Annotated in this window: 24 protein-coding genes, 1 tRNA gene and 1 riboswitch; of the genes, 7 read left to right on the plus strand and 18 right to left on the minus strand. The window is 71.6% G+C overall.

Annotated elements, in window-relative coordinates:
* Positions 1-121: 121 nt before the first annotated feature.
* Entirely contained in the window at positions 122-1633 is a 1512-nt protein-coding gene (locus tag IE316_RS03625; RefSeq protein WP_373311051.1) for a DUF445 domain-containing protein, read from the minus strand.
* Positions 1634-1827: 194 nt separating this feature from the next.
* On the opposite strand from IE316_RS03625, the gene IE316_RS03630 reads away from it, so the two are divergent.
* Positions 1828-3195, plus strand: coding sequence for an SGNH/GDSL hydrolase family protein (locus tag IE316_RS03630; RefSeq protein WP_190202604.1), 1368 nt, complete (start codon positions 1828-1830; stop codon positions 3193-3195).
* A 7-nt stretch (positions 3196-3202) separates the two neighbouring features.
* Here the strand turns inward: IE316_RS03630 and IE316_RS03635 are convergent, their stop codons facing one another.
* Genes IE316_RS03635 through IE316_RS03650 form a run of 4 tightly spaced genes read right to left on the minus strand, consistent with a single transcriptional unit; the run spans position 3203 to position 6666 of the window.
* The gene (locus IE316_RS03635) at positions 3203-3988 is read right to left on the minus strand and encodes a DUF1707 SHOCT-like domain-containing protein (RefSeq protein WP_190202605.1); all 786 of its coding nucleotides are present in this window, start codon (positions 3986-3988) and stop codon (positions 3203-3205) included.
* A 32-nt stretch (positions 3989-4020) separates the two neighbouring features.
* Complete coding sequence (locus tag IE316_RS03640) at positions 4021-5046, minus strand: ABC transporter ATP-binding protein (RefSeq protein ID WP_229910169.1); 1026 nt, start codon at positions 5044-5046, stop codon at positions 4021-4023.
* Positions 5047-5051: 5 nt separating this feature from the next.
* Positions 5052-5816: an ABC transporter permease gene (locus IE316_RS03645; protein WP_190202751.1), complete on the minus strand. Its 765-nt coding sequence runs from the start codon at positions 5814-5816 to the stop codon at positions 5052-5054.
* Positions 5817-5865: 49 nt separating this feature from the next.
* Positions 5866-6666 carry an ABC transporter permease gene (locus IE316_RS03650; protein ID WP_190202606.1) on the minus strand — a complete coding sequence of 267 codons (801 nt, stop codon included), beginning with the start codon at positions 6664-6666 and terminating at the stop codon, positions 5866-5868.
* A 224-nt stretch (positions 6667-6890) separates the two neighbouring features.
* Between IE316_RS03650 and IE316_RS03655 the strand changes: the two genes are divergently transcribed.
* Positions 6891-9320 (plus strand): transglycosylase domain-containing protein, encoded by a 2430-nt coding sequence (locus tag IE316_RS03655; protein WP_190202607.1) that lies wholly within the window; start codon positions 6891-6893, stop codon positions 9318-9320.
* Here IE316_RS03655 and sugE read toward each other — a convergent pair.
* From sugE to IE316_RS03670, 3 genes are all read right to left on the minus strand, one after another.
* A complete protein-coding gene (gene sugE / locus IE316_RS03660; protein WP_190202608.1) occupies positions 9314-9634 on the minus strand; it encodes a quaternary ammonium compound efflux SMR transporter SugE in 321 nt (106 codons plus the stop codon). The genes IE316_RS03655 and sugE overlap by 7 nt on opposite strands.
* A 31-nt stretch (positions 9635-9665) precedes the next feature.
* A riboswitch (guanidine-III (ykkC-III) riboswitch) is annotated at positions 9666-9736 on the minus strand.
* A 48-nt stretch (positions 9737-9784) separates the two neighbouring features.
* Positions 9785-10141: a GroES family chaperonin gene (locus tag IE316_RS03665; protein WP_190202609.1), complete on the minus strand. Its 357-nt coding sequence runs from the start codon at positions 10139-10141 to the stop codon at positions 9785-9787.
* A gap of 23 nt (positions 10142-10164) precedes the next feature.
* Positions 10165-10494 (minus strand): DUF3618 domain-containing protein, encoded by a 330-nt coding sequence (locus tag IE316_RS03670; protein WP_190202610.1) that lies wholly within the window; start codon positions 10492-10494, stop codon positions 10165-10167.
* 95 nt (positions 10495-10589) lie between these two features.
* On the opposite strand from IE316_RS03670, the gene bcp reads away from it, so the two are divergent.
* Together bcp and IE316_RS03680 are read left to right on the plus strand one after the other, a co-directional pair.
* On the plus strand, positions 10590-11057 hold the full coding sequence (gene bcp, locus IE316_RS03675; RefSeq protein ID WP_190202611.1) for a thioredoxin-dependent thiol peroxidase: 468 nt from the start codon (positions 10590-10592) through the stop codon (positions 11055-11057).
* A 40-nt stretch (positions 11058-11097) separates the two neighbouring features.
* Positions 11098-11181, plus strand: a tRNA-Leu gene (locus IE316_RS03680).
* A 52-nt stretch (positions 11182-11233) separates the two neighbouring features.
* Here IE316_RS03680 and rdgB read toward each other — a convergent pair.
* From rdgB to IE316_RS03700, 4 genes are all read right to left on the minus strand, one after another.
* A complete protein-coding gene (gene rdgB, locus IE316_RS03685; protein WP_190202612.1) occupies positions 11234-11836 on the minus strand; it encodes an RdgB/HAM1 family non-canonical purine NTP pyrophosphatase in 603 nt (200 codons plus the stop codon).
* Between the two features lie 46 nt (positions 11837-11882).
* Complete coding sequence (locus tag IE316_RS03690) at positions 11883-12281, minus strand: hypothetical protein (protein ID WP_190202613.1); 399 nt, start codon at positions 12279-12281, stop codon at positions 11883-11885.
* 150 nt (positions 12282-12431) lie between these two features.
* Positions 12432-13169 (minus strand): ribonuclease PH, encoded by a 738-nt coding sequence (gene rph / locus IE316_RS03695; RefSeq protein WP_190202614.1) that lies wholly within the window; start codon positions 13167-13169, stop codon positions 12432-12434.
* A gap of 77 nt (positions 13170-13246) precedes the next feature.
* On the minus strand, positions 13247-13480 hold the full coding sequence (locus IE316_RS03700; protein WP_055495256.1) for a PTS sugar transporter subunit IIB: 234 nt from the start codon (positions 13478-13480) through the stop codon (positions 13247-13249).
* Positions 13481-13656: 176 nt separating this feature from the next.
* Here IE316_RS03700 and IE316_RS03705 point away from each other — a divergent pair, with 176 nt between their 5' ends.
* Together IE316_RS03705 and IE316_RS03710 are read left to right on the plus strand one after the other, a co-directional pair.
* A complete protein-coding gene (locus IE316_RS03705; protein WP_190202615.1) occupies positions 13657-14946 on the plus strand; it encodes a PTS transporter subunit EIIC in 1290 nt (429 codons plus the stop codon).
* Between the two features lie 94 nt (positions 14947-15040).
* On the plus strand, positions 15041-16291 hold the full coding sequence (locus tag IE316_RS03710) for a PTS transporter subunit EIIC (protein WP_190202616.1): 1251 nt from the start codon (positions 15041-15043) through the stop codon (positions 16289-16291).
* Positions 16292-16362: 71 nt separating this feature from the next.
* Here the strand turns inward: IE316_RS03710 and IE316_RS03715 are convergent, their stop codons facing one another.
* On the minus strand, positions 16363-17115 hold the full coding sequence (locus IE316_RS03715; protein ID WP_190202617.1) for an MBL fold metallo-hydrolase: 753 nt from the start codon (positions 17113-17115) through the stop codon (positions 16363-16365).
* A gap of 203 nt (positions 17116-17318) precedes the next feature.
* Between IE316_RS03715 and IE316_RS03720 the strand changes: the two genes are divergently transcribed.
* Positions 17319-17774, plus strand: coding sequence for a type II toxin-antitoxin system PemK/MazF family toxin (locus tag IE316_RS03720; RefSeq protein ID WP_190202618.1), 456 nt, complete (start codon positions 17319-17321; stop codon positions 17772-17774).
* Positions 17775-17792: 18 nt separating this feature from the next.
* Here the strand turns inward: IE316_RS03720 and IE316_RS03725 are convergent, their stop codons facing one another.
* The 5 genes from IE316_RS03725 to IE316_RS03740 form a co-directional block, all read right to left on the minus strand.
* Positions 17793-18743, minus strand: a complete 951-nt coding sequence (locus IE316_RS03725) for a PLP-dependent cysteine synthase family protein (RefSeq protein ID WP_190202619.1) — start codon at positions 18741-18743, stop codon at positions 17793-17795.
* Between the two features lie 5 nt (positions 18744-18748).
* Positions 18749-19027: a MoaD/ThiS family protein gene (locus IE316_RS03730; protein WP_190202620.1), complete on the minus strand. Its 279-nt coding sequence runs from the start codon at positions 19025-19027 to the stop codon at positions 18749-18751.
* A 94-nt stretch (positions 19028-19121) separates the two neighbouring features.
* Positions 19122-19217 (minus strand): putative leader peptide, encoded by a 96-nt coding sequence (locus IE316_RS36165; protein WP_351056362.1) that lies wholly within the window; start codon positions 19215-19217, stop codon positions 19122-19124.
* A 133-nt stretch (positions 19218-19350) separates the two neighbouring features.
* Positions 19351-19773 carry a M67 family metallopeptidase gene (locus IE316_RS03735; protein ID WP_190202621.1) on the minus strand — a complete coding sequence of 141 codons (423 nt, stop codon included), beginning with the start codon at positions 19771-19773 and terminating at the stop codon, positions 19351-19353.
* Positions 19774-19855: 82 nt separating this feature from the next.
* A complete protein-coding gene (locus IE316_RS03740; protein ID WP_190202622.1) occupies positions 19856-21298 on the minus strand; it encodes an amino acid permease in 1443 nt (480 codons plus the stop codon).
* Positions 21299-21341 lie beyond the last annotated feature (43 nt).

Below are 21341 nucleotides of genomic sequence, written 5' to 3' on the forward strand. Positions count from 1 at the left end.
CTCCGTCGAGCGAACGCCGGGCGGACGCCGATCGGACGCGGATCGGACGTCGATCGAACGCCGATCGGACGTGATCGGACGCCTCCCTTGTGCCCTCGACCGGGGACCTCACGCCGGGAGGCTACGCACCCAGGATGCGGGAGACCGTGTAGATCAGCAGCCCGGCGAGGGAGCCGACCACCGTGCCGTTGATGCGGATGAACTGGAGATCGCGGCCGATGTTGGCCTCGATCTTCTTGGTGGTGTGCTCGGCGTCCCACCCGGCGACGGTGTCGGTGATCAGGGAGGTGATCTCGCGCCGGTAGGTGGTCACGACGTAGACGGCGGCGCCCTCGACCCAGTGGTCGACCTTGTTCTGGACCTTGGTGTCGGAGGCCATCCGGGCGCCCAGGGAGAGCAGGGAGGCGCGGACCCTCAGCCGCAGTTCGCTGCGCTCGTCCTCGGCCGCGGAAACGATCATGGATCGTACGGCCGTCCAGGCGGACGCGATCAGGTCCTGGACCTCGCCGCGGCCCAGGACCTCGGTCTTCAGCCGCTCGACCCGGGCGCGGGTGTCGGTGTCGGACTGGAGGTCGGAGGCGAAGTCGGCGAGGAAGCGGTCGAGGGCGCCGCGGGCGGGGTGGGCGGGCATGTCGCGCATCTCGGTGACGAAGCGCAGCAGCTCCTTGTAGACGCGCTCGCCGACCCGTTTGTCGACGAACCGGGGCGTCCAGCCGGGCGCCCCGCCCTGCACGGCGTCCATCACGGAGTCGCCGTGGGTGACCAGCCAGTCGTGGGCGCGGGTGACGACCAGGTCGACGGCCCTGCGGTGGCCGCCGTCGGCGACGACCTTCTCCAGCATCTTGCCGACGCCGGGGCCGATCTCCTGGGCGTCGGCCCGCCGGGTGATGGCCTCGCCGACCACCGCCTGGACGTCGGAGTCCCGCAGCACGGTCAGGGCGCCGCGCAGCGCGGCGGACAGCTCGGCGGTGACCCGGTCGGCGTGGTCGGGGACGGCGAGCCAGGCGCCGAGCCGGGAGCCGATGCCGACGGCGCGCAGCCGCTGGCGTACCACGTCCTCGGAGAGGAAGTTCTCGCCGACGAACTCGCCGAGGGAGACGCCGAGCTGGTCCTTCTTCTTGGGGATGATCGCGGTGTGCGGGATGGGCAGGCCGAGGGGGTGGCGGAAGAGGGCGGTGACGGCGAACCAGTCGGCGAGCGCGCCGACCATGCCGGCCTCGGCGGCGGCGGAGACATAGCCCGCCCAGGCGCCGGCGCCCCGGTGGGCGGCCCACTCGGCGAGGGCGTACACCAGGGCGACGAAGAGCAGCAGCCCGGTCGCGGTGAGCTTCATCCGGCGCACCCCGCGCCGCTTCTCCTCGTCCGCGGGGCTGAACGCCGTCATCGCCCGGTTCACGGGGGCGGCGGGGCGGGCGGCCCGCCCGGCGGGGCCGTCCGCCGTATCACCCGCCGGGCCGCCCGCGGCGGGTTCCGTACGTCCCTCGCCGCCCAGGTCAGCTCCCTTGCCGACGCCGGCCGCAGCCGCGGCCCCGGCCCCGGCCCCGGCCGCACCATCGCCGCCCGCCGTGCCGCCCCTCCCCGGCTCCGTCTCGCCGTCGCGTTCGCCGTTCGTCCGTTCGTTCGTCCGTTCCATCCGCTCCACCCGTTCGGTGATCCCTCACACATTGTCCCTTCCCGGCCGGCTCCCGGAACGGATCACGCGTTCCCGGCGTCTGTCCGGACGGGGTGACGCGGCGGGGGTCCCGCGCGCGCCTCCGGGCCCATGGCGCATCATGGGCTCATCGGACCGGAGCCCGGGCTCCCCTCTTCCGAGGAGAACAGCACCACATGACCGGGGGTCATGACCGGGGTGCGGGCAAGCCCCCCGCCACCCACTACCGTGCCCTGCTCGCCGCGGTCCTCGCGGCGGCGCTGGCGCTGTCGGTCGGCATATACGTCGGTGTGGCCGCCGACGACGGCACCGCGGACCGCACCGCGCGGGCCGATGGCGGCCACCCGCGCGGCGAGGTGGCGCCCGCCTCCGCGGGCACCTGGGTCGGCGCCTGGTCCGCCTCGCCGGCCGCGGCCGAGCCGGGCACCGAGACCACCGGCCTGGCGGGCCGCTCGGTGCGCAACGTGGTGCACGCGGGCGCCGGGGGGACGAGTGCCCGTATCACGCTGTCCAATCTCTACGGCCAGACCCCGCTGACCATCACGCACGCCTCCCTCGCGCTGGCCGACGGCCCCGGCACCGCCGCCGCGGCCCCCGGCACCCTGCGCGCGCTGGCCTTCTCCGGCAGCCGGCGGGCCGTCGTCCCGGCCGGCGGGCAGGTGACCAGCGACCCGGTCCGCCTGACCGTGCCGTACGGCGCCGACGTGCTGGTCAGCACGTACTCCCCCACCCGGTCGGGGCCGGTCACCTACCACCCGCGCGCCCGGCAGACCAGCTTCCTCGCCGACGGCGACCGCACCGGGGACAGCACCGGGCGGGCGTACACCGAGCGGACCCCGTACTGGCGTTACCTGACCGCGCTGGACGTGCTGAGCAACGAGGCCGAGGGGACCGTCGTGGCGTTCGGCGACTCGATCACCGACGGCGTCACCTCCACCGAGGGCGCCAACCGCCGCTGGACCGACGTGCTCGGCGCGCGGCTGCGCGAGGCCGTCGCCGAGGGCCGGGACGTGCCCCGCTACAGCGTGGTCAACCAGGGCATCAGCGGCAACCGGGTGCTGACCGGCGGCCGGGGCCGGCCCGCCGACAACCCCAGCGGCCTGGACCGGTTCTCCCGGGACGTGCTGGACCGCACCGACGTCAAGGCCGTGATCATCGACCTCGGCGTCAACGACATCCTGCGCGACCCCGCCGCCGCCGACCCGGAGGTGCTCCTCGACGGGCTGCGCACCCTGGTCGACCGGGCGCACGCGCGGGGGCTGAAGGTGATCGGCGCGACCCTGATGCCGTTCGGCGGGCACCGCGGGTACAGCGCCGCCCGGGAGGCGGTACGGCAGGAGGTCAACGCCGAGATCCGGGCCGGGCGGGTCTTCGACGCGGTCGCCGACTTCGACCGCGCGCTGCGGGACCCGTACGATCCGCGCAGGCTGCGCTCCGACTACGACTGCGGCGACCATCTGCACCCCAGCGACAAGGGGTACGCGCGGATGGCCGAGGTGGTCGACCTGGACGACCTGAAGGGCGCGGCCCCGGCCCGTCTGTGAGACCGCCTCAGTCCTTCCCCCGCTCCTCCCGGTTCCGGTGCCGGTGCCGGAGGTCGAGGTGGTTCTCCAGCATCCGGTGGTGGGCGTCCAGCACGTCGTCGCGGACCCGGGCGGCCAGCTCCTGCCGGGACGCCTTGCGTTCCAGCTTCTCCCGGCGCCGCTCCTCCTTCAGCCGCAGCCGCTCCGCCCGGGTCACCTTGCGCTCCACGCCGACCCCGCCCCAGAAGGCGAACCCGGTGACGACCACGCGCGGGGCGCCCGGCTCACCGGCGACGCCCGCCTCGCTGTGGTCGAAGCCGCCCATCACGCCGATGCCGCGAACGACGACCTCCACGCCGGGCGGCACGACCACGTTCATCCCGCCCATGATCGCGACGCAGTTGACGACGACCTCGCGGTCGGCGAAGTCGGCCTCGCGCAGGTCGATCTCCCCGCCGCCCCAGAACGCGAAGCAGTTGAACCGTTTCGGCATCGTCCAGCGGCCCTTGCGCTGGAACCCGGACATGATCGCGACCGCCCAGGTCGAGGAACCCTCGCCGCCGGTGATCCGCGCCGCCCAACTCCCGGGCTCGGCCGGTTCCTTGGTCATCGGCACCGCCGGGGCCGCGCCGACCGGCAGGTCCCGGGTGATCGGCGCCAGCTCCCCGTAGGTCCGGGCCCGGTACGCGGCGTCCAGCCGCTCCTCGAACTCCGTCATGTCCAGCCGGCCCTCCGCGAGGGCGTCCCGCAGGACCTCGGCGACTCGTTCACGGTCGGCGTCGGATGCGCGCAGTTCCGGGGCGTCGTCGGTCATGACAGCAGCCTACGAGGTCGTCGTCGCGGGCACTACGCGCTCGCCCGTTCCGCATACATCCTGGCGATCACCGTCTCGATGTCGGGCTCCCGCACCGACAGGTCGACCAGCGGGTACGCCGCCGCGACGGCCGCGACCAGGCCGGCCGCCGACGCGGACGCCGGGAAGCCGATCCACTGCCGGACGCCGTCCACCCGGACCACCCGGGCGGGCGCCGGGACGTCGATCGGCGGCAGTTCCCGCTCCAGGTCCACCACCAGGGTCCGTTCGCTCTCCCCCGCCTCGTGCAGCCCGGTGAGCGGGCCGTCGTACATCAGGCGGCCGTGGTCGATGACCATCACCCGGGAGCAGAGCTGCTCGATGTCGGTCAGGTCGTGCGTGGTCAGCAGGACCGTGGTGCCGCGCTCGGCGTTCAACTCCCGCAGGAAGCCGCGCACCTTGGCCTTGGAGACCACGTCCAGGCCGATGGTCGGTTCGTCGAGGTAGAGCACCTCGGGGTCGTGCAGCAGGGCCGCCGCGATGTCCCCGCGCATCCGCTGCCCCAGCGACAACTGCCGTACCGGCACGTCCAGCAGGGCGCCCAGGTCGAGGAGTGCCACGCAGCGGTCGAGGTTCTCCCGGTAACGGGCGTCGGGGATGCGGTACATGCGGTGCGCCAGCTTGTAGGAGTCGATCAGCGGCAGGTCCCACCAGAGCGTCGTGCGCTGCCCGAACACCACGCCGATCCGCCGGGCCAGGCGGGTGCGCTCGCGGGACGGGTCGATGCCGGCCACCGTCAGGCGCCCGCCGCTGGGGGTGAGGATGCCGGTGAGCATCTTGATCGTGGTGGACTTCCCGGCGCCGTTCGGCCCGATGTAGCCGACCACCTCACCGCGCGCCACGGTGAACGACAGCCCGTCCACCGCCCGTACCTCCCGCCGCTCCCGCCGCAGGAACCCGGTCCGCTTGCGCACGGTGAAGACCTTCTCGGCCCGCTCCACCCGGATGAGGTCCTCCCGGTCCTCCCCCGGTTCCCCGCCGCGGCCCCTGCCCGGGTCCGCAACCCCACCGTCGTCCATCGCGCTCAGCTCCCGGTACTCCGATACGAACGCAGCCCCGCCCGCCACGCCAGCCCCGCGAGCGCGCAGCACACCGCCGCGACCAGCGGCGACGCGAACGCCGCCCACGGCGGCAGGTCCAGCGGATAGGGCCGCCCCAGCAGATACGACGCCGGCACCCAGTTCACGAAGGCCAGCGGCAGCACGAAGGTCACCCCGCGCACCAGTTCCGCCGCGAACACCGCCGGCGGGTACTGCAGCAGGGTCGTCCCGCCGTAGGTGAACGCGTTCTGCACCTCGGCGGCGTCCTGCGCCAGGAACTGGAACGACGCCCCCGCCACGAACACCGCGCCGAAGATCACCGCGCCGCCGGCCAGCGCCACCGGCACCAGCAGCACCTTCGCCGGCGTCCAGGCCACGTCCACGGCCGCCAGCGACCAGCCCAGGACCAGCGCGCCCTGCGCCACCCGGCCGATCCGGCGCGGCGCGAACCGGTCCGCGCCCAGTTGCGCCAGCACCGGCGCCGGACGCACCAGCAGCGTGTCCAGCGTGCCGTCCCGCACCCGCTGCCCGAGCCGCTCCATCGACCCGACCGCCAGGTCCGCCAGGCCGAAGGCGACCCCGGACAGCCCGTACAGCACGCCGATCTCGGCCAGCGGCCAGCCGCCGAGCGCGTCGACCCGGGAGAACATCAGCAGGATCGCCACGAAGTCCAGCGCGGTCACCGCGAAGCTCGCCAGCGCCGTCATCGCGAACGACGCCCGGTAGGCCATCGTGGACCGGGTCCACATCCACGCGATCAGCCCGTACGCCCGCAGCCCGGCCGCCACCCGGCCGCCGTCACCCACCCTGCACCACCACCCGCCGGGTCGCCGCCCGCTGCGCCAGCCTCCCGGCCGCCAGCAGCACCACCGCCCACCCCGCCTGGAACACCAGCACCCCCGCCGCGTCGGCCTCCCCCAGCAGCACGTCGGCCGGCCCCTGCAGCAGCGAGGACCACGGCAGCAGCCGCACCACCTCGCCGAGCGCCCCCGGGAACACGTTCAGCGGCAGCAGCAGCCCCGAGCAGAACAGCCCCGCGATCCACGCCATCTGCGCCACGCCCGCGCCGTCCAGCAGCCAGAACGCCGACAGCGCCACCAGGAACCGGATGCCGTACCCGACCACCATGCCCAGCAGCACCGCCGCCAGGAAGGCGGCCCACCGGCCCGGCTCCCCGGGCAGCGCCACCGGGAAGAACACCGCCCCGAACACGAACGGCGCCACCCCGCGCCCCAGCAACTGGAACAGCGCCCGGCCCAGGTCCGCCGCCAGCCACCACATCTGCAGATCGGCCGGCCGGTACAGGTCGACGGCGATGTCACCGCTGCGGATGCGCTCCATCAGCTCGCCCTCGACCCCGCCGCCCCCGATGGCCAGCGTGGACAGCAGCGCCTGCCCCACCCACACGTAGGTGACGGCCTGCGCCTGGTCGTAACCTCCCAGATGAGGCCGCTCGTCCCACAGCGCCAGGTAGGTGTAGACCAGGATCAGCCCGAACACGGTGTTGGTGAACACCCCGGCCGCGGTCGCCGCCCGGTAGGTGGCGTACCGCCGGAAGCCCCCGGCCGCGACGGCGAGGTACAACCGCTCCGCAGCCACTGCCGCGCCCTCCTCCCGCCTACGGCACCGAAGCGCAGGAGCCTAGTGCCGGCATCGGCCGTCCGGCCACGGGTTTTCGCGACCCGCGGCCCCGGGTGGGGGAACTGATCGCCGGATGCGACAGTCTTCTGTGGGGGCGCACGAACGCGCCGAACACGTACGGACGCTCGGACCGCACGGACACGACGTACGACGCACCGCACCACAGGAGCCTTACGCACACCATGAGCGACGATCCGCAGCCGAAGCAGCCGGCCCCCGGCCGGGCCCACCGGGACGCCAGATCCCCGTCCCCGGACCCCGCCGGAACCGGGACCGTTGCCGGAACCGAACCCGAGGCCGGGACCGGGACGGGCACCGCCGGCAAGCCGAAGCGTCCCAAGCGCACCGGCTGGCGCCGGCTGGTCCCGACCTGGCGCATGACGCTCGGCGCCCTGGTGGTCGCCGCCGTGCTGATCGTCGGCGGCTTCTTCCTGGGCTACTCCCTGGTGCGCATCCCCGCGGCCAACGCCCTGGCCACCAAGCAGTCCAACGTCTACCTGTACGCCGACGGCACCGTCCTCGCCCGCGAGGGCAAGGTCAACCGGGAGAGCGTCGCCCTCGCCAAGATCTCCGAGGACGCCCAGCACGCCGTGCTCGCCGCCGAGGACCGCGACTTCTACACCGAGTCCGCCGTCGACCCCCAGGCCATGATCCGCGCCGCCTGGAACACGGCCACCGGCAAGGGCAAGCAGTCCGGCTCCACCATCACCCAGCAGTACGTGAAGAACTACTACCTCGCCCAGGAGCAGACCGTCACCCGCAAGGTGAAGGAGTTCTTCATCTCCATCAAGCTCGACCACGAGAAGAGCAAGGCCGACATCCTGGAGGGCTACCTCAACACCAGCTTCTTCGGCCGCAACGCGTACGGCATCCAGGCCGCCGCCCAGGCGTACTACGGCATGGACGCCGCCGACCTCGACGCCGCCCGCGGCGCCTACCTCGCCTCGCTGCTCAACGCGCCCAGCGAGTACGACGTGGTCGCCCACCCGCAGAACCGGTCCGCCGCCGAGGCCCGCTGGAACTACGTGCTGGACGGCATGGTCGACAAGGGCTGGCTCAGCGCCGCCGAGCGGGCCGGCATGAAGTTCCCGATGCCCAAGGAGTCCACCGTCTCCACCGGCCTGTCCGGCCAGCGCGGCTACCTGGTCGGCATCGTCAACGACTACCTCACCGAGCAGGGCATCGTCGAGGCCGAGGACCTCGACCGCGGCGGCTACCGCATCACCACCACCCTGCAGAAGAAGAAGCAGGACGCCTTCGTCAAGGCCGTCGACGACCAGCTCATGTCCCAGCTCGACCAGAAGAACCGCAAGGTCGACACGTACGTCCGGGCCGGCGGCGCCTCCATCGACCCCAAGACCGGCAAGGTCGTGGCGATGTACAACGGCATCGACTACGTCAAGCAGTACACGCCCAACGCCACCCGCCGCGACTTCCAGGTCGGCTCCACCTTCAAGCCGTTCGTCCTCACCGCCGCCGTCGAGCACGGCGCCCGCACTCAGGACGGCCGCCCCGTCACCCCCGGCACGGTCTACGACGGCTCCAGCGAACGCCCCGTGCAGGGCTGGACCGGCGCCCCCTACGCCCCGGAGAACGAGGACCACACCGACTACGGCGACATCACCGTGCGGGAGGCCACCGACAAGTCGGTCAACGCCGTGTACGCCCAGATGGCCGTCGACGTCGGCCCCTCCCGGGTCAAGAAGACCGCCGTCGCCCTCGGCCTGCCCTCCGACACCCCGGAGATGCCCGAGGGCCCGGCCATCGCGCTCGGCACCGCCACCGCCAGCGTCCTGGACATGACCGAGGCGTACGCCACCCTCGCCAACCACGGGCGGCACGGCACGTACACCATGGTCGAGAAGGTCGTGAAGGACGGCGACGAGGAACTGGAGCTGCCCGCGCGCAAGGTGAAGCAGGCCGTCAGCCGCGAGGCCGCCGACACCACCACCTCGGTGCTGCGCGGCGTGGTCCAGAACGGCACCGCCACCGCCGCCCAGTCGGCCGGCCGGCCCGCCGCCGGCAAGACCGGCACCGCCGAGAAGGACAAGGCCGCCTGGTTCGCCGGCTACACCCCCGACCTGGTCACCGTCGTCGCCGTGATGGGCCAGGACCCGGTCACCGCCGCGCAGCAGCCGCTGTACGGCGCCATGGGCCTGCCGCGGATGAACGGCGGCGGGGCACCGGCCGAGATCTGGGGCCAGTACACACGCGACGCCCTGGCGGGCAAGCCGGTGCGCGACTTCGACCTCGACGTCCAGGCCGGCGCCTACGCCACCCAGGCCCCGTCCTCCACCGAGCCCTCCGGTGAGCCCAGCACCGACGCCACCGGCGACACCGGCAGCGCCACCCCGTCCGGCCAGGAGACCGGCGGCCGCTCGCCCGACGAGAACGACGACGCCACCCCGTCCGGCGGGGACACCGGCACCGGTACGGGCACGGGCCCGAGTGCGACCGGCGGCCCCAGCACCGAGCCCGGCGCGGACAGCGGCGGCACCGGCGAGACGGACCCGGGCAACGGGGACGTGGACCCCGGCGGCGGCGACACCGGCGACGGCAGCGCCGACCCGTCGGCCACCGCGGGGCAGATCACCGGCGGGCCCGGTCAGTGACCCGAGGTCGCCTTCAGACCCACGACGGCGACCAGCAGCAGACAGATGAAGAAGATCCGGGCGGCGGTGGCCGGCTCCCCGAGCACCACCATGCCGAGCACCGCCGCGCCGGCCGCGCCGATCCCCACCCACACGCCGTAGGCGGTCCCGATCGGCAGCGTCCGCGCCGCGTACGACAGCAGCACCATGCTGGCCACGATCCCGGCCCCGGTCAGCAGACTCGGCACCAGCCGGGTGAACCCCTCGGTGTACTTCATCCCGATCGACCAGCCGACCTCCAGCAGACCGGCGACGACGAGCAGCACCCACGCCATGACAGACACCTCCGTGTACGGATCGAACGGCGGTGCGTCGTCTTTGCCTTCACCCGGTACGGCGCGTCTCGTCGGGGTGTCTCCACCGTAGCAAGGCATGCCGAAAAGGGCTGGTGACGATGGTCACCAGCCCTTTTCGTCGTCCCGTGCTCAGAGATACAGCCCGGTGGAGTCCTCCGAGCCCTCGAAGCGGTCGGCGGCCACCGCGTGCAGGTCGCGCTCGCGCATGAGCACGTACCCGACGCCGCGCACCTCGACCTCGGCGCGGTCCTCCGGGTCGTACAGCACCCGGTCACCCGGCTCCACCGTCCGGACGTTCTGCCCCACCGCGACGACCTCGGCCCAGGCCAGCCGCCGGCCGACCGCCGCCGTGGCGGGGATCAGGATGCCGCCCCCCGAACGCCGCTCGCCCTCACTGGTGTCCTGCCGCACGAGCACACGGTCGTGCAGCATCCGGATGGGCAGCTTGTCGTCCTGGGTGCTGTGGTCGTTTCTGTTGGCGCTCACGCCTTGAACCTACCTGCTCCGTCTCAGCCCCTGCGCCGCCGGGTCCGCAGGGCCAGCAGGCCCACCACCCCGACGACCACGAGGGCCACGGGCACGACCCGCTCCGGCTTGGGTCTGCCCTGCTCGTCCACGAACTGTGCCTTCACATCGCTGACCACCTTGTTGACGCCGACGTAGGCACGTCCCAGGGTGCGGTCGATGTCGGAGGCGACCTTCGCTCTGGCGTCCCCCATGATCGTCTTCGGGTGCACCCGCATCCCGATCTCGTCCAGCGTCTCGGCCAGCACCTCGCGGCGGCGCTTGATGTCCGCCTCGATCTGCGCCGGGGTTCTCGTGTCCGACGTGTCCGCCACCGTACGGCCTCCGATGTGAAGCTGATGCTTGTTCCGGACAGTCTGTCAGCTCTGCGGCCCACCGCACTGTCAGGACCCCCGGTTACGCTGTTCCGATGAGCGAGCGACTCCAGCCCGGGGACACCGCCCCCGCCTTCACCCTCCCGGACGCCGACGGCAACGAGGTGTCCCTGGCCGACCACAAGGGCCGCAAGGTCATCGTCTACTTCTACCCCGCTGCCCTTACCCCCGGCTGCACCAAGCAGGCGTGCGACTTCACGGACAACCTCGACCTGCTGGCCGGCGCCGGCTACGACGTCCTCGGCATCTCCCCGGACAAGCCGGAGAAGCTGGCCAGGTTCCGCGACGCCGAGTCGCTGCGGGTCACCCTCCTCGCCGACCCCGACAAGAAGGTCCTCGACGCGTACGGCGCCTTCGGCGAGAAGAAGAACTACGGCCGGACGTACCAGGGCGTCATCCGCTCCACGATCGTCGTCGACGAGGACGGCAAGGTGGAGCGCGCCCTCTACAACGTCCGCGCGACCGGCCACGTAGCCAAGATCATCAAGGATCTGGGGATCTGAGCCGCCCCGCCCGGGCCGCCCGGTACCATGAGGGGCACTCGCGGCGGTGGCGCAATGGCGACGCAGCAGACTTAGGATCTGTGGCCCTTGATCGGGCTTGAGGGTTCGAATCCCTTCCGCCGCACCGAGACGGCCTGCGAATCCACGGTGATCCGCAGGCCGTTGGTGTGTCCGCCTCAGCCCAGCAGTTCCCGTACCACCGGCACCAGCGCGCGGAACGCCTTGCCCCGGTGGCTGATCGCGTTCTTCTCCTCGGCGGTCAGCTCCGCGCAGGTGCGGGTCTCGCCCTCCGGCTGGAGGATCGGGTCGTAGCCGAAGCCGCCGGTACCGGCCGGCGCTCGGCGCAGGGTGCCCGGGAGGTGGCCCTCGACCACGCGTTCGGTGCCGTCGGGCAGGGCCAGGGCCGCCGCGCAGGCGAAGGAGGCGCCGCGGTGCTCGTCGGCGATGTCGGAGAGCTGGGCGAGGAGCAGGTCGAGGTTGGCCCGGTCGTCGCCGTGGCGGCCGGCCCAGCGGGCGGAGAAGATGCCGGGCGCGCCGTTCATGACGTCGACGCAGAGGCCGGAGTCGTCGGCGACGGCGGGCAGGCCGGTGGCCCGGGCGAGGGCGTGCGCCTTGAGCAGGGCGTTCTCCGCGAAGGTGACGCCGGTCTCCTTGACGTCGGGGATGCCGGGATAGGCGTCGGCGCCGATCAGTTCGTGGGGCAGTCCGGCGTCGGCGAGGATGGCGCGGAGTTCGGTGATCTTCCCGGCGTTGCGGGTGGCGAGGATCAGGCGGGTCATGGGGTCCAGTCTCCCAGGCGGAACGGACGGCTCCGCTACCGCCCGGTCAGGGCGTGCAGACCTTGGTCAGTTCGCCGGCCGCGTCGGTGACAGGGCTGATGTCGGGGGTGGCGTCGCCGTTCTCGATGGCGGTGCGGACGTTCTCCACGGCCCGGCCGAGGTCGTCGACGGCCTGGTCCACGTCGGTGTCGTCGGTCTTGTCGCCGATCTTGTCGAGGTCGTCCTCGATGGTGTCGAGGGAGTCCCGCAGTTCGGCCGGGTCGTCGGCGGCTTCGACGGCCTGCTGGAGGGCGGTGACGCTGTCGGCGATGGCGTCGGCGGTCTGGACGCAGTCCAGTGCCCGGTCGACGGCGTCGCAGCCGGTGGCGAGCGCGGCGGTCAGACCGGCGGCCGCGAGGGCGGCGGCGACGGCGGTACGACGGCTGCGGCGTCGGGTCCTGGCCATGGGTGCGGTCCTCCCCTGGGGTCAGGGCCGGGCGGGCCCCTCGGTGCGGTGCGCCGGGCGTACGGCGGTGAGGCCGTACGCCCGTACCCCTAGGGACGCGGTGGCGGGCGGCGCAGTTGCGCGGTGCGGCGGCCGCGCTTTTCCGGGGCTTTACCTTTCGAGGGCGATGCCGAGGGCCTCGCGCTGGAGTCCGGCCAGTTCGGCGCAGCCGGTCTGGGCGAGGTCGAGGAGGCTGTCGAGTTCGGCGCGGGCGAAGGGCTCGGCCTCGGCGGTGCCCTGGACCTCGACGAAGCGGCCGTCGCCGGTGCAGACGACGTTCATGTCGGTGTCGGCGCGCACGTCCTCCTCGTAGCGCAGGTCGAGCAGGGGGACGCCGGCCACGATGCCGACGGAGACGGCGGCGACGGTGCCGGTGAGGGGCTTGCGGCCGGGCTTGACGATCTTCTTGCCCTGGGCCCAGGCGACGGCGTCGGCGAGGGCGATGTAGGCGCCGGTGATGGCGGCGGTGCGGGTGCCGCCGTCGGCCTGGAGGACGTCGCAGTCCAGGACGATGGTGTTCTCGCCGAGCGCCTTGTAGTCGATGACCGCGCGCAGGGAGCGGCCGATCAGGCGGCTGATCTCGTGGGTGCGTCCGCCGATGCGGCCCTTGACGGACTCGCGGTCGCCGCGGGTGTTGGTGGCGCGCGGCAGCATGGCGTACTCGGCGGTGACCCAGCCCTCGCCGCTGCCCTTGCGCCAGCGCGGGACGCCTTCGGTGACGGAGGCGGTGCACAGGACCTTGGTGTCGCCGAAGGAGACGAGGACGGAGCCCTCGGCGTGCTTGCTCCAGCCGCGTTCGATGGTGACGGGGCGGAGTTGGTTGGGGGTGCGGCCGTCGATGCGTGACATGCCGGTGAGCCTATCGGCATGCGGAGGGGGTCCTTCCCGGGGCGGGAAGGACCCCCTCGTACACGTGGGCGCGGGGCTCACATCATGTCTTCGATCTCCGCGGCGATCGGGTCGGCGTCGGTGCCGATGACGACCTGGATGGCGGTGCCCATCTTCACGACGCCGTGCGCGCCGGCGGCCTTGAGGGCGGCCTCGTCGACCAGCGAGGGGTCGTTGACCTCGGTACGGAGGCGGGTGATGCAGCCTTCGATCTCGTCGATGTTGTCGATGCCGCCGAGCCCGGCAACGATCTTCTCAGCCTTGCTGGCCATGTTCTTTCTCCCTGATCCGAACCGCTTTGTCGCAGTAACCCACAGTTGGCCCATCTTCGCGAGCGGTCATGCGGTCGGTACCGAATGATGGCGTCACGACAGCGGAACCGTCCGCCAACTGGTCTACACCACCGCGGGGACGGCCGCCAAACCGCCTCCCCCGCCAAGGAGACCGGATGAGTGCCGACCGCCCGGCCAGTCCCGCCCGGGCCCGCTTCCAGGGTCTGTTCCAAGGGCTCCAGAAGATGGGGCGCAGTCTGCAGTTGCCGATCGCGGTGCTGCCGGCGGCGGGCATCCTCAACCGGCTGGGGCAGCCGGACGTGTTCGGCGCCGACGGGCTGGGCTGGACCGATGTCTCGAAGGTGATGACGGGCGCGGGCGGGGCGCTGCTGGACGGCTCGCTGGGGCTGCCGCTGCTGTTCTGCGTGGGCGTGGCCATCGGAATGGCGAAGAAGGCGGACGGGTCGACGGCGCTGGCGGCGGTGGCGGGGTTCCTCGTCTACTTCAACGTGCTGCGGCAGTTCCCGGAGGACTGCCCGGCGGGGTCGAAGGCGGTGCCGCAGGTGGGCTGCCGGCTCGCCGACGGGTCGGTGACGGCGTTCACGTACCAGAACCCGGGGGTGTTCGGCGGGATCGTGATGGGCCTGCTGGCGGCGTACTTCTGGCGGCGGTTCCACCGGACGAAGCTGGTGGACTGGCTGGGGTTCTTCAACGGGCGGCGGCTGGTGCCGATCCTCATGGCGTTCGTGGCGATCGCGTTCGCGGCGCTGTGCCTGTGGGTGTGGCCGCCGGTCGGGGACGCGCTGGAGAGCTTCAGCGACTGGCTGACGGAGATCGGGGCGTGGGGCGCCGGGGTGTTCGGGCTGGCGAACCGGGCGCTGCTGGTGATCGGGCTGCACCAGTTCCTGAACGTGCCGATGTGGTTCCAGTTCGGCAGTTACACCAAGCCGGACGGCACGGTGGTGCACGGCGACATCAACATGTTCCTGGCCGGTGATCCGGACGCGGGCCAGTTCACCTCGGGCTTCTTCCCGATCATGATGTTCGCGCTGCCGGCCGCGGCGCTGGCCATCACGCACTGCGCCGAGCCTCACCGCCGCAAGGAGGTGGGCGGACTGATGCTGTCGGTGGCGCTGACGTCGTTCGTGACCGGCATCACCGAGCCGCTGGAGTACTCGTTCCTGTTCGTCGCGCCGGTGCTGTACGCCATCCACGCGGTGCTGACCGGGGTGTCGATGGCGGTGACCTGGGCGCTGGGGGTGAAGGACGGGTTCAGTTTCTCGGCGGGCCTGATCGACTACGTCATCAACTGGAACCTGGCGACCAGGCCCTGGCTGATCGTCCCGATCGGCCTGTGCTTCGCCGTCGTCTACTACGTCCTGTTCCGGTTCGCGATCCGGAAGTTCGACCTGAAGACGCCGGGGCGGGAGCCGGAGGAGGAGGTGGAGGACGTCACGAAGGGATAGCGGAACCGAGGGTTCCTTATGCCGCCTTCATCGTGCTACAACAGGTCTACACCACTGAGTGGTGTAGACCACCACCCGATGGAGGAAACGTAACATGAGCACCGCCACCGCATCGGCGGCCCCCGCAAAGAAGCGGGGATCGGGCCTGTTCCAGGGCCTGCAGAAGGTCGGACGCAGCCTACAGCTCCCGATCGCGGTACTCCCGGCCGCCGGCATCATGGTCCGCCTCGGCCAGGACGACATCTTCGGCAAGGACGGCCTGGGCTGGGACAAGGTCGCCGCCGTCTTCAACAACGCGGGCGGTGCGCTGACCGGTTCGCTGCCGCTGCTGTTCTGCATAGGCGTGGCGATCGGGTTCGCGAAGAAGGCGGACGGCTCGACCGCGCTCGCCGCGGTGGTCGGCTTCCTGGTCTACAGCAAGGTGCTGGAGGCGTTCCCGGTCACCGAGGCGGTGGTCAAGGACGGCCCGGACGTCGCCGCGACGTACAACAACCCCGGGGTGCTCGGCGGCATCATCATGGGTCTGCTCGCCGCCGTGCTGTGGCAGCGCTACCACCGCAAGAAGCTGGTGGACTGGCTCGGCTTCTTCAACGGCCGCCGGCTGGTGCCGATCATCATGGCGTTCGTCGGCATCGTCGTGGGCGTCTTCTTCGGTCTGGTCTGGGAGCCCATCGGCGAGGCCATCTCCAGCTTCGGCGAGTGGATGACCGGCCTGGGCGCGGGCGGCGCGGCCCTGTTCGGCGCGGTCAACCGCGGTCTGATCCCGATCGGCATGCACCAGTTCGTCAACACGGTGGCCTGGTTCCAGCTCGGTGACTTCAAGGACGCCTCGGGCGAGATCGTGCACGGCGACATCACCCGCTTCCTGGCCGGTGACCCCTCCGCCGGCATCTTCCAGTCCGGCTTCTTCCCGATCATGATGTTCGGTCTGCCGGCCGCCGCGATCGCCATCGCGCACTGCGCCCGCCCCGAGCGCCGCAAGGCCGTGATGGGCATGATGATCTCGCTGGCGGCGACCTCGTTCGTCACCGGTGTGACCGAGCCGATCGAGTTCTCGTTCATGTTCATCGCGCCGCTGCTGTACGTGCTGCACGCGGTGCTCACCGCGGTGTCGATGGCGGTGACCTGGGGCCTGGGTGTGCACGCCGGCTTCAACTTCTCGGCCGGGTTCATCGACTACGCCCTCAACTGGCACCTGGCGACCAAGCCGTGGCTGATCATCCCGATCGGCCTGGTCTTCGCGGCCCTCTACTACGTGGTGTTCCGCTTCGCCATCCTCAAGTTCGACCTGAAGACCCCGGGCCGCGAACCCGAGGAGGAGGTCGAGGACCTCACGAAGGCGTGAGACTCCCTCGCCGCACGGCATGACGAAGGCCCCGGAACCGGGTGGGTTCCGGGGCCTTCGCGCGTGCGGGCTCAGATCTCGTACGTCGCTCCCGGCGCGGCCAGGGTCACCGGGCCGTCGAAGACCTCGCGGGCGTCGGTGAGGTTGGTGCGCGGGTCGGTCCACGGGGGGATGTGGGTGAGCACCAGGCGCCGGGCGCCGGCCCGGGCGGCGGTCTGGCCGGCCTCGCGTCCGTTGAGGTGGAGGTCGGGGATCGCCTCCTTGCCGTGGGTGAAGGCGGCCTCGCACAGGAACAGGTCGCTGTCGCGGGCGAGTTCGTCCAGCGTGGGCGTGACCCCGGTGTCGCCGGAGTAGGTCAGCGACCGCCCGGCGTGCTCGACGCGGATGCCGTACGCCTCGACGGGGTGCGCGACCAGGTCGGTGTGCACGGTGAACGGGCCGATCTCGAAGGTGCCCGGCTTGACCGTGTGGAAGTCGAAGACCTCGCTCATGGAGGAGGCGGTGGGGGTGTCGGCGTAGGCGGTGGTGAGCCGGTGTTCGGTGCCCTCGGGGCCGTAGACCGGGAGCGGGGCGCAGCGGCCGCCGTCGTGCCGGTAGTAGCGCGCCACGAAGTAGGCGCACATGTCGATGCAGTGGTCGGCGTGCAGATGGCTGAGGAAAATCGCGTCGAGGTCGTAGAGACCGCAGTGGCGCTGCAGCTCGCCCAGGGCGCCGTTGCCCATGTCGAGGAGCAGCCGGAAGCCGTCGGCCTCGACGAGGTAGCTCGAACAGGCCGATTCCGCGGACGGGAACGACCCCGAGCAGCCGACGACGGTGAGCTTCATGGAGCAGAAACCTCCGCTGGCGGATGAGGAGAGACGGGGGTCGTGCGGTCCGTCGAGCGTAAGGCGCAAAACCTCGGGTCGCTCCTCCGCCAGGGGCCGTTGTGGGCGAACTCACCTGTGGTGTCACCGGTTCGGCTGGAAGCGGGGCGTGTGGGGTCGGGATAGGGGCGCGCGGCGGTGGCGCGCGCCGGTAACGTCGCCGTATGGACACGTCATGGTGGCTGGTGCTCGCGGCCGTGGTCCTGCTCGGGCTCGTCGCCACGCTCGTCGACGGATGGGGCCGGAGCGGGCGGCCGGGCGGGCGGCGGCGTCCGCCGGGCCGGCCCGGGGGGCGCGGCGGGCGGGCGGTGCGGCCTCGGCCGGCGGAGATCTGGTGGGCGAACGTGCCGTACGAGGACACGGAGGGCGCGAAGGACCGGCCGTGTCTGGTGGTCGCGGTGCGCGGGCGGCGGGTGACCGTGGTGAAGATCACCAGCCGGTACCGGGACGGCCGCTCGGGGGTGATCCCGCTGCCGCCGGGCTCGGTCGGGGACGCGCGGGGGCGGGCGAGCTTCCTGGAGACGGAGGAGCTGCGGGAGGTCCCGGTGCGGGAGTTCCGCCGCCGGGTGGGTGTGGTGGACCCGGTCCTGTGGGACCAGGTCCGTCACCTGGCGACGTAGCGGAGCGGGGCGGGGCGGTCAGGCCCAGAGCTGGCCGTGCAGGGTCGCGATGGCTTCCTCGGTGGTGGCGGCGGTGTAGACGCCGGTGGAGAGGTACTTCCAGCCGCCGTCGGCGACGACGAAGACCACGTCCGCGCTCTCGCCGGCCTTGGCGGCCTTGCCGGCCACGCCGATCGCGGCGTGCAGGGCGGCGCCGGTGGAGACGCCCGCGAAGATGCCCTCCTGCTGGAGGAGTTCGCGGGTGCGGGTGACGGCGTCGGCGGAGCCGACCGAGTAGCGGGTGGTCAGCACCGAGGCGTCGTACAGCTCGGGGACGAAGCCCTCGTCGAGGTTGCGCAGGCCGTAGACCAGGTCGTCGTAGCGCGGCTCGGCGGCGACGATCCGGACGTCCGGCTTGTGCTCGCGCAGATAGCGGCCGACGCCCATGAGGGTGCCGGTGGTGCCGAGGCCGGCCACGAAGTGGGTGATGGACGGCAGGTCGGCGAGGATCTCGGGGCCGGTGGTGGCGTAGTGGGCGCCGGCGTTGTCCGGGTTGCCGTACTGGTAGAGCATGACCCAGTCGGGGTGCTCGGCGGCCAGTTCCTTGGCGACCCGCACGGCGGTGTTGGAGCCGCCGGCCGCCGGGGAGGAGATGATCTCGGCGCCCCACATGCCGAGCAGGTCACGGCGTTCCTGCGAGGTGTTCTCGGGCATCACGCAGACCATGCGGTAGCCCTTGAGCTTGGCGGCCATGGCGAGCGAGATGCCGGTGTTGCCGCTGGTCGGCTCCAGGATGGTGCAGCCCGGGGTGAGGCGGCCGTCCTTCTCCGCCTGCTCGATCATGTGCAGGGCGGGGCGGTCCTTGATCGAGCCGGTGGGGTTGCGGTCCTCCAGCTTGGCCCAGATCGACACGTCGGCGGAGGGCGACAGCCGCGGCAGGCGCACCAGGGGGGTGTTGCCCACCGCGGCCAGCGGGGAGTCGTAGCGCATGGGTATCAGGCCATACCGCCGGCGACGGCCGGCAGGATCGTGACGTTGTCGCCGTCGGAGAGCTTGGTGTTGATGCCGTCGAGGAAGCGGACGTCCTCGTCGTTGAGGTAGACGTTGACGAAGCGGCGCAACTGGCCGCCGTCCAGGATCCGGGCCTGGATGCCCGCGTGCCGGGAGTCGAGGTCGGCGAAGAGATCGGCGAGGGTCTCACCGCTGCCCTCCACCGCCTTCTGGCCGTCGGTGTACTGGCGGAGGATGGTGGGGATGCGGACCTCGATGGCCATGGCTGAGGGCTCCTGTCGGAAGATGTCGTGGGTTCTTCGGGCGCGCGGGACGGCACGCCGCTGCGCACGGCGGTACGGCGGCGGCGCCGCGGGTTCAACAGATGGCGCTGGCGAGCCTGCACAGGTCGACGTGCAGCTTCGCCACGAGCAGTGCGCCCGGCGTCTTCTCGCTCACGTCGTGGAGAACCATGGACTCATCGTATCGATTCCCGGTCCGGGTTCTGGAAGGTGATCTCACCCTTCGGACGTTGTTCATCCGCAGGACGAGACGCGCCAGTACAGGGCCGCCTCCGGGAGCCAGTACGGGGCCGCCTCCGGGAGTCTCAGTACGCCTCGACGACCTTCACTTCCTCCTCGGTGACCTCGCCCTCGACGATCCGGAAGGAGCGGAACTGGAAGTCGCCGGCGCCGTCGGTGTCGGCGGTGGAGACCAGCACGTAGTGAGCGCCGGGCTCGTTGGCGTAGGAGATGTCGGTGCGCGAGGGGTACGCCTCGGTGGCCGTGTGGGAGTGGTAGATGACCACGGGCTCCTCGTCGCGGTCGTCCATCTCCCGGTAGAGCTTGAGCAGATCCTGGGAGTCGAACTCGTAGAAGGTGGGCGAGCGGGCGGCGTTCAGCATGGGGATGAACCGCTCGGGGCGGCCCGCGCCGACGGGGCCGGCGACCACCCCGCACGCCTCGTCGGGGTGGTCCGCGCGGGCGTGCGCGACGATCTGGTCGTACAGGGCCTGGGTGATGGTCAGCATGGACAGCAGGATAAGCAGAGGGGCCGTCCCGTACCGATGGGTGGTACGGGACGGCCCATATGCCGGACAGCGGACGGGTGGGTCAGCCGACCTTCTCGAACTCGGGCTCGCCGCCCAGCTCGCCCTCGCCGCGCCGGGTGACCTGCGGGTTGCGGCTCTTGAGCACCGCCCAGCCGATGCCGAGGGCGACCGCCCAGCCCGCCATCACGTACAGGCAGACCCGGGCGTCCGCGTCGTAGGCGATGATGCCGGTGACGAAGAGCAGGAAGGCGATGGCGATCCAGGAGCAGATCGAGCCGCCGGGCGCCGGGAAGGACGAGGCGGGCAGCTTGCCCGCGACGACCTTGCGGCGGTACATGACGTGGCTGATCAGGATCATCAGCCAGGTCCAGATGCCGGCCGCGGTGGCGACCGAGGTGACGTAGCCGAACGCCTTCTCCGGGACGATGTAGTTCAGGACCACGCCGATGCCCATGAAGACCACCGAGACCGTGATGCCGAGGGCCGGGGTCTTGGAGGCGGACAGCCTGCTGAAGACGCCGGGGGCCTCGCCGTTGTCGGCGAGGGTGCGCAGCATCCGGCCGGTGGAGTACATGCCGGAGTTGCAGGAGGACAGGGCGGCGGTGAGCACCACGAAGTTGACGATGGCGGCGCCGGCCGGGATGCCGATCTTGGAGAAGGCCGCGACGAACGGCGAGACGCCGGGGGCGAACTCGGTCCACTTCACCACGCACAGGATGACGGTGAGGGCGCCGACGTAGAACAGCGCGATCCGCCAGGGCAGGGTGTTGATGGCCTTGGGGAGGGTCTTCTCCGGGTTCTCGGACTCGCCGGCGGTGACGCCGACCAGCTCGACGGCGAGGTAGGCGAACATCACGCCCTGGAGGGTCATCAGGGAGGAGCCGATGCCCTTGGGGAAGAAGCCGTCGAACTCCCACAGGTTGGAGACCGCGGCGGTGTCGCCGGCCTGGCTGAAGCCGAAGGTGAGCACGCCCAGGCCGATCACGATCATGCCGATGATGGCGGTGACCTTGACCATCGAGAACCAGAACTCGATCTCGCCGAACAGCTTCACCGAGATCAGGTTGGCCACGAACAGCACGACCAGGAAGACCAGCGCGGAGATCCACTGCGGGATGTCCGGGAACCAGTAGTTGATGTAGATCGCGGCGGCGGTCAGCTCGGCCATGCCGGTGACCACCCACATCAGCCAGTACGTCCAGCCGGTGAAGTAACCGAAGAAGGGGCCGAGGAACTCGCGGGAGTACTCGGCGAAGGAACCCGACACGGGCCGGTAGAGCAGCAGCTCGCCCAGGGCCCGCATGATGAAGAAGATGATCACGCCGGCGAGGGCGTACATGACGATCAGGCTGGGCCCCGCCTTGGCGATGTTGGCCCCGGCGCCCAGGAAGAGCCCGACGCCGATGGCGCCGCCGATCGCGATCATCTGGACCTGGCGGCTGCCGAGGCCGCGTTCGTACCCCTCCTCGGGGGTGTTCGCCTTGCCGACCTGCGCAGAGGTCATGGTGGTGCGCCTTTCTCCATGCCGACCCGGGCCTTCGCGTCGG

The organism is Streptomyces fumanus (assembly GCF_014655295.1).
In the GTDB taxonomy this organism is placed as follows: domain Bacteria; phylum Actinomycetota; class Actinomycetes; order Streptomycetales; family Streptomycetaceae; genus Streptomyces; species Streptomyces fumanus.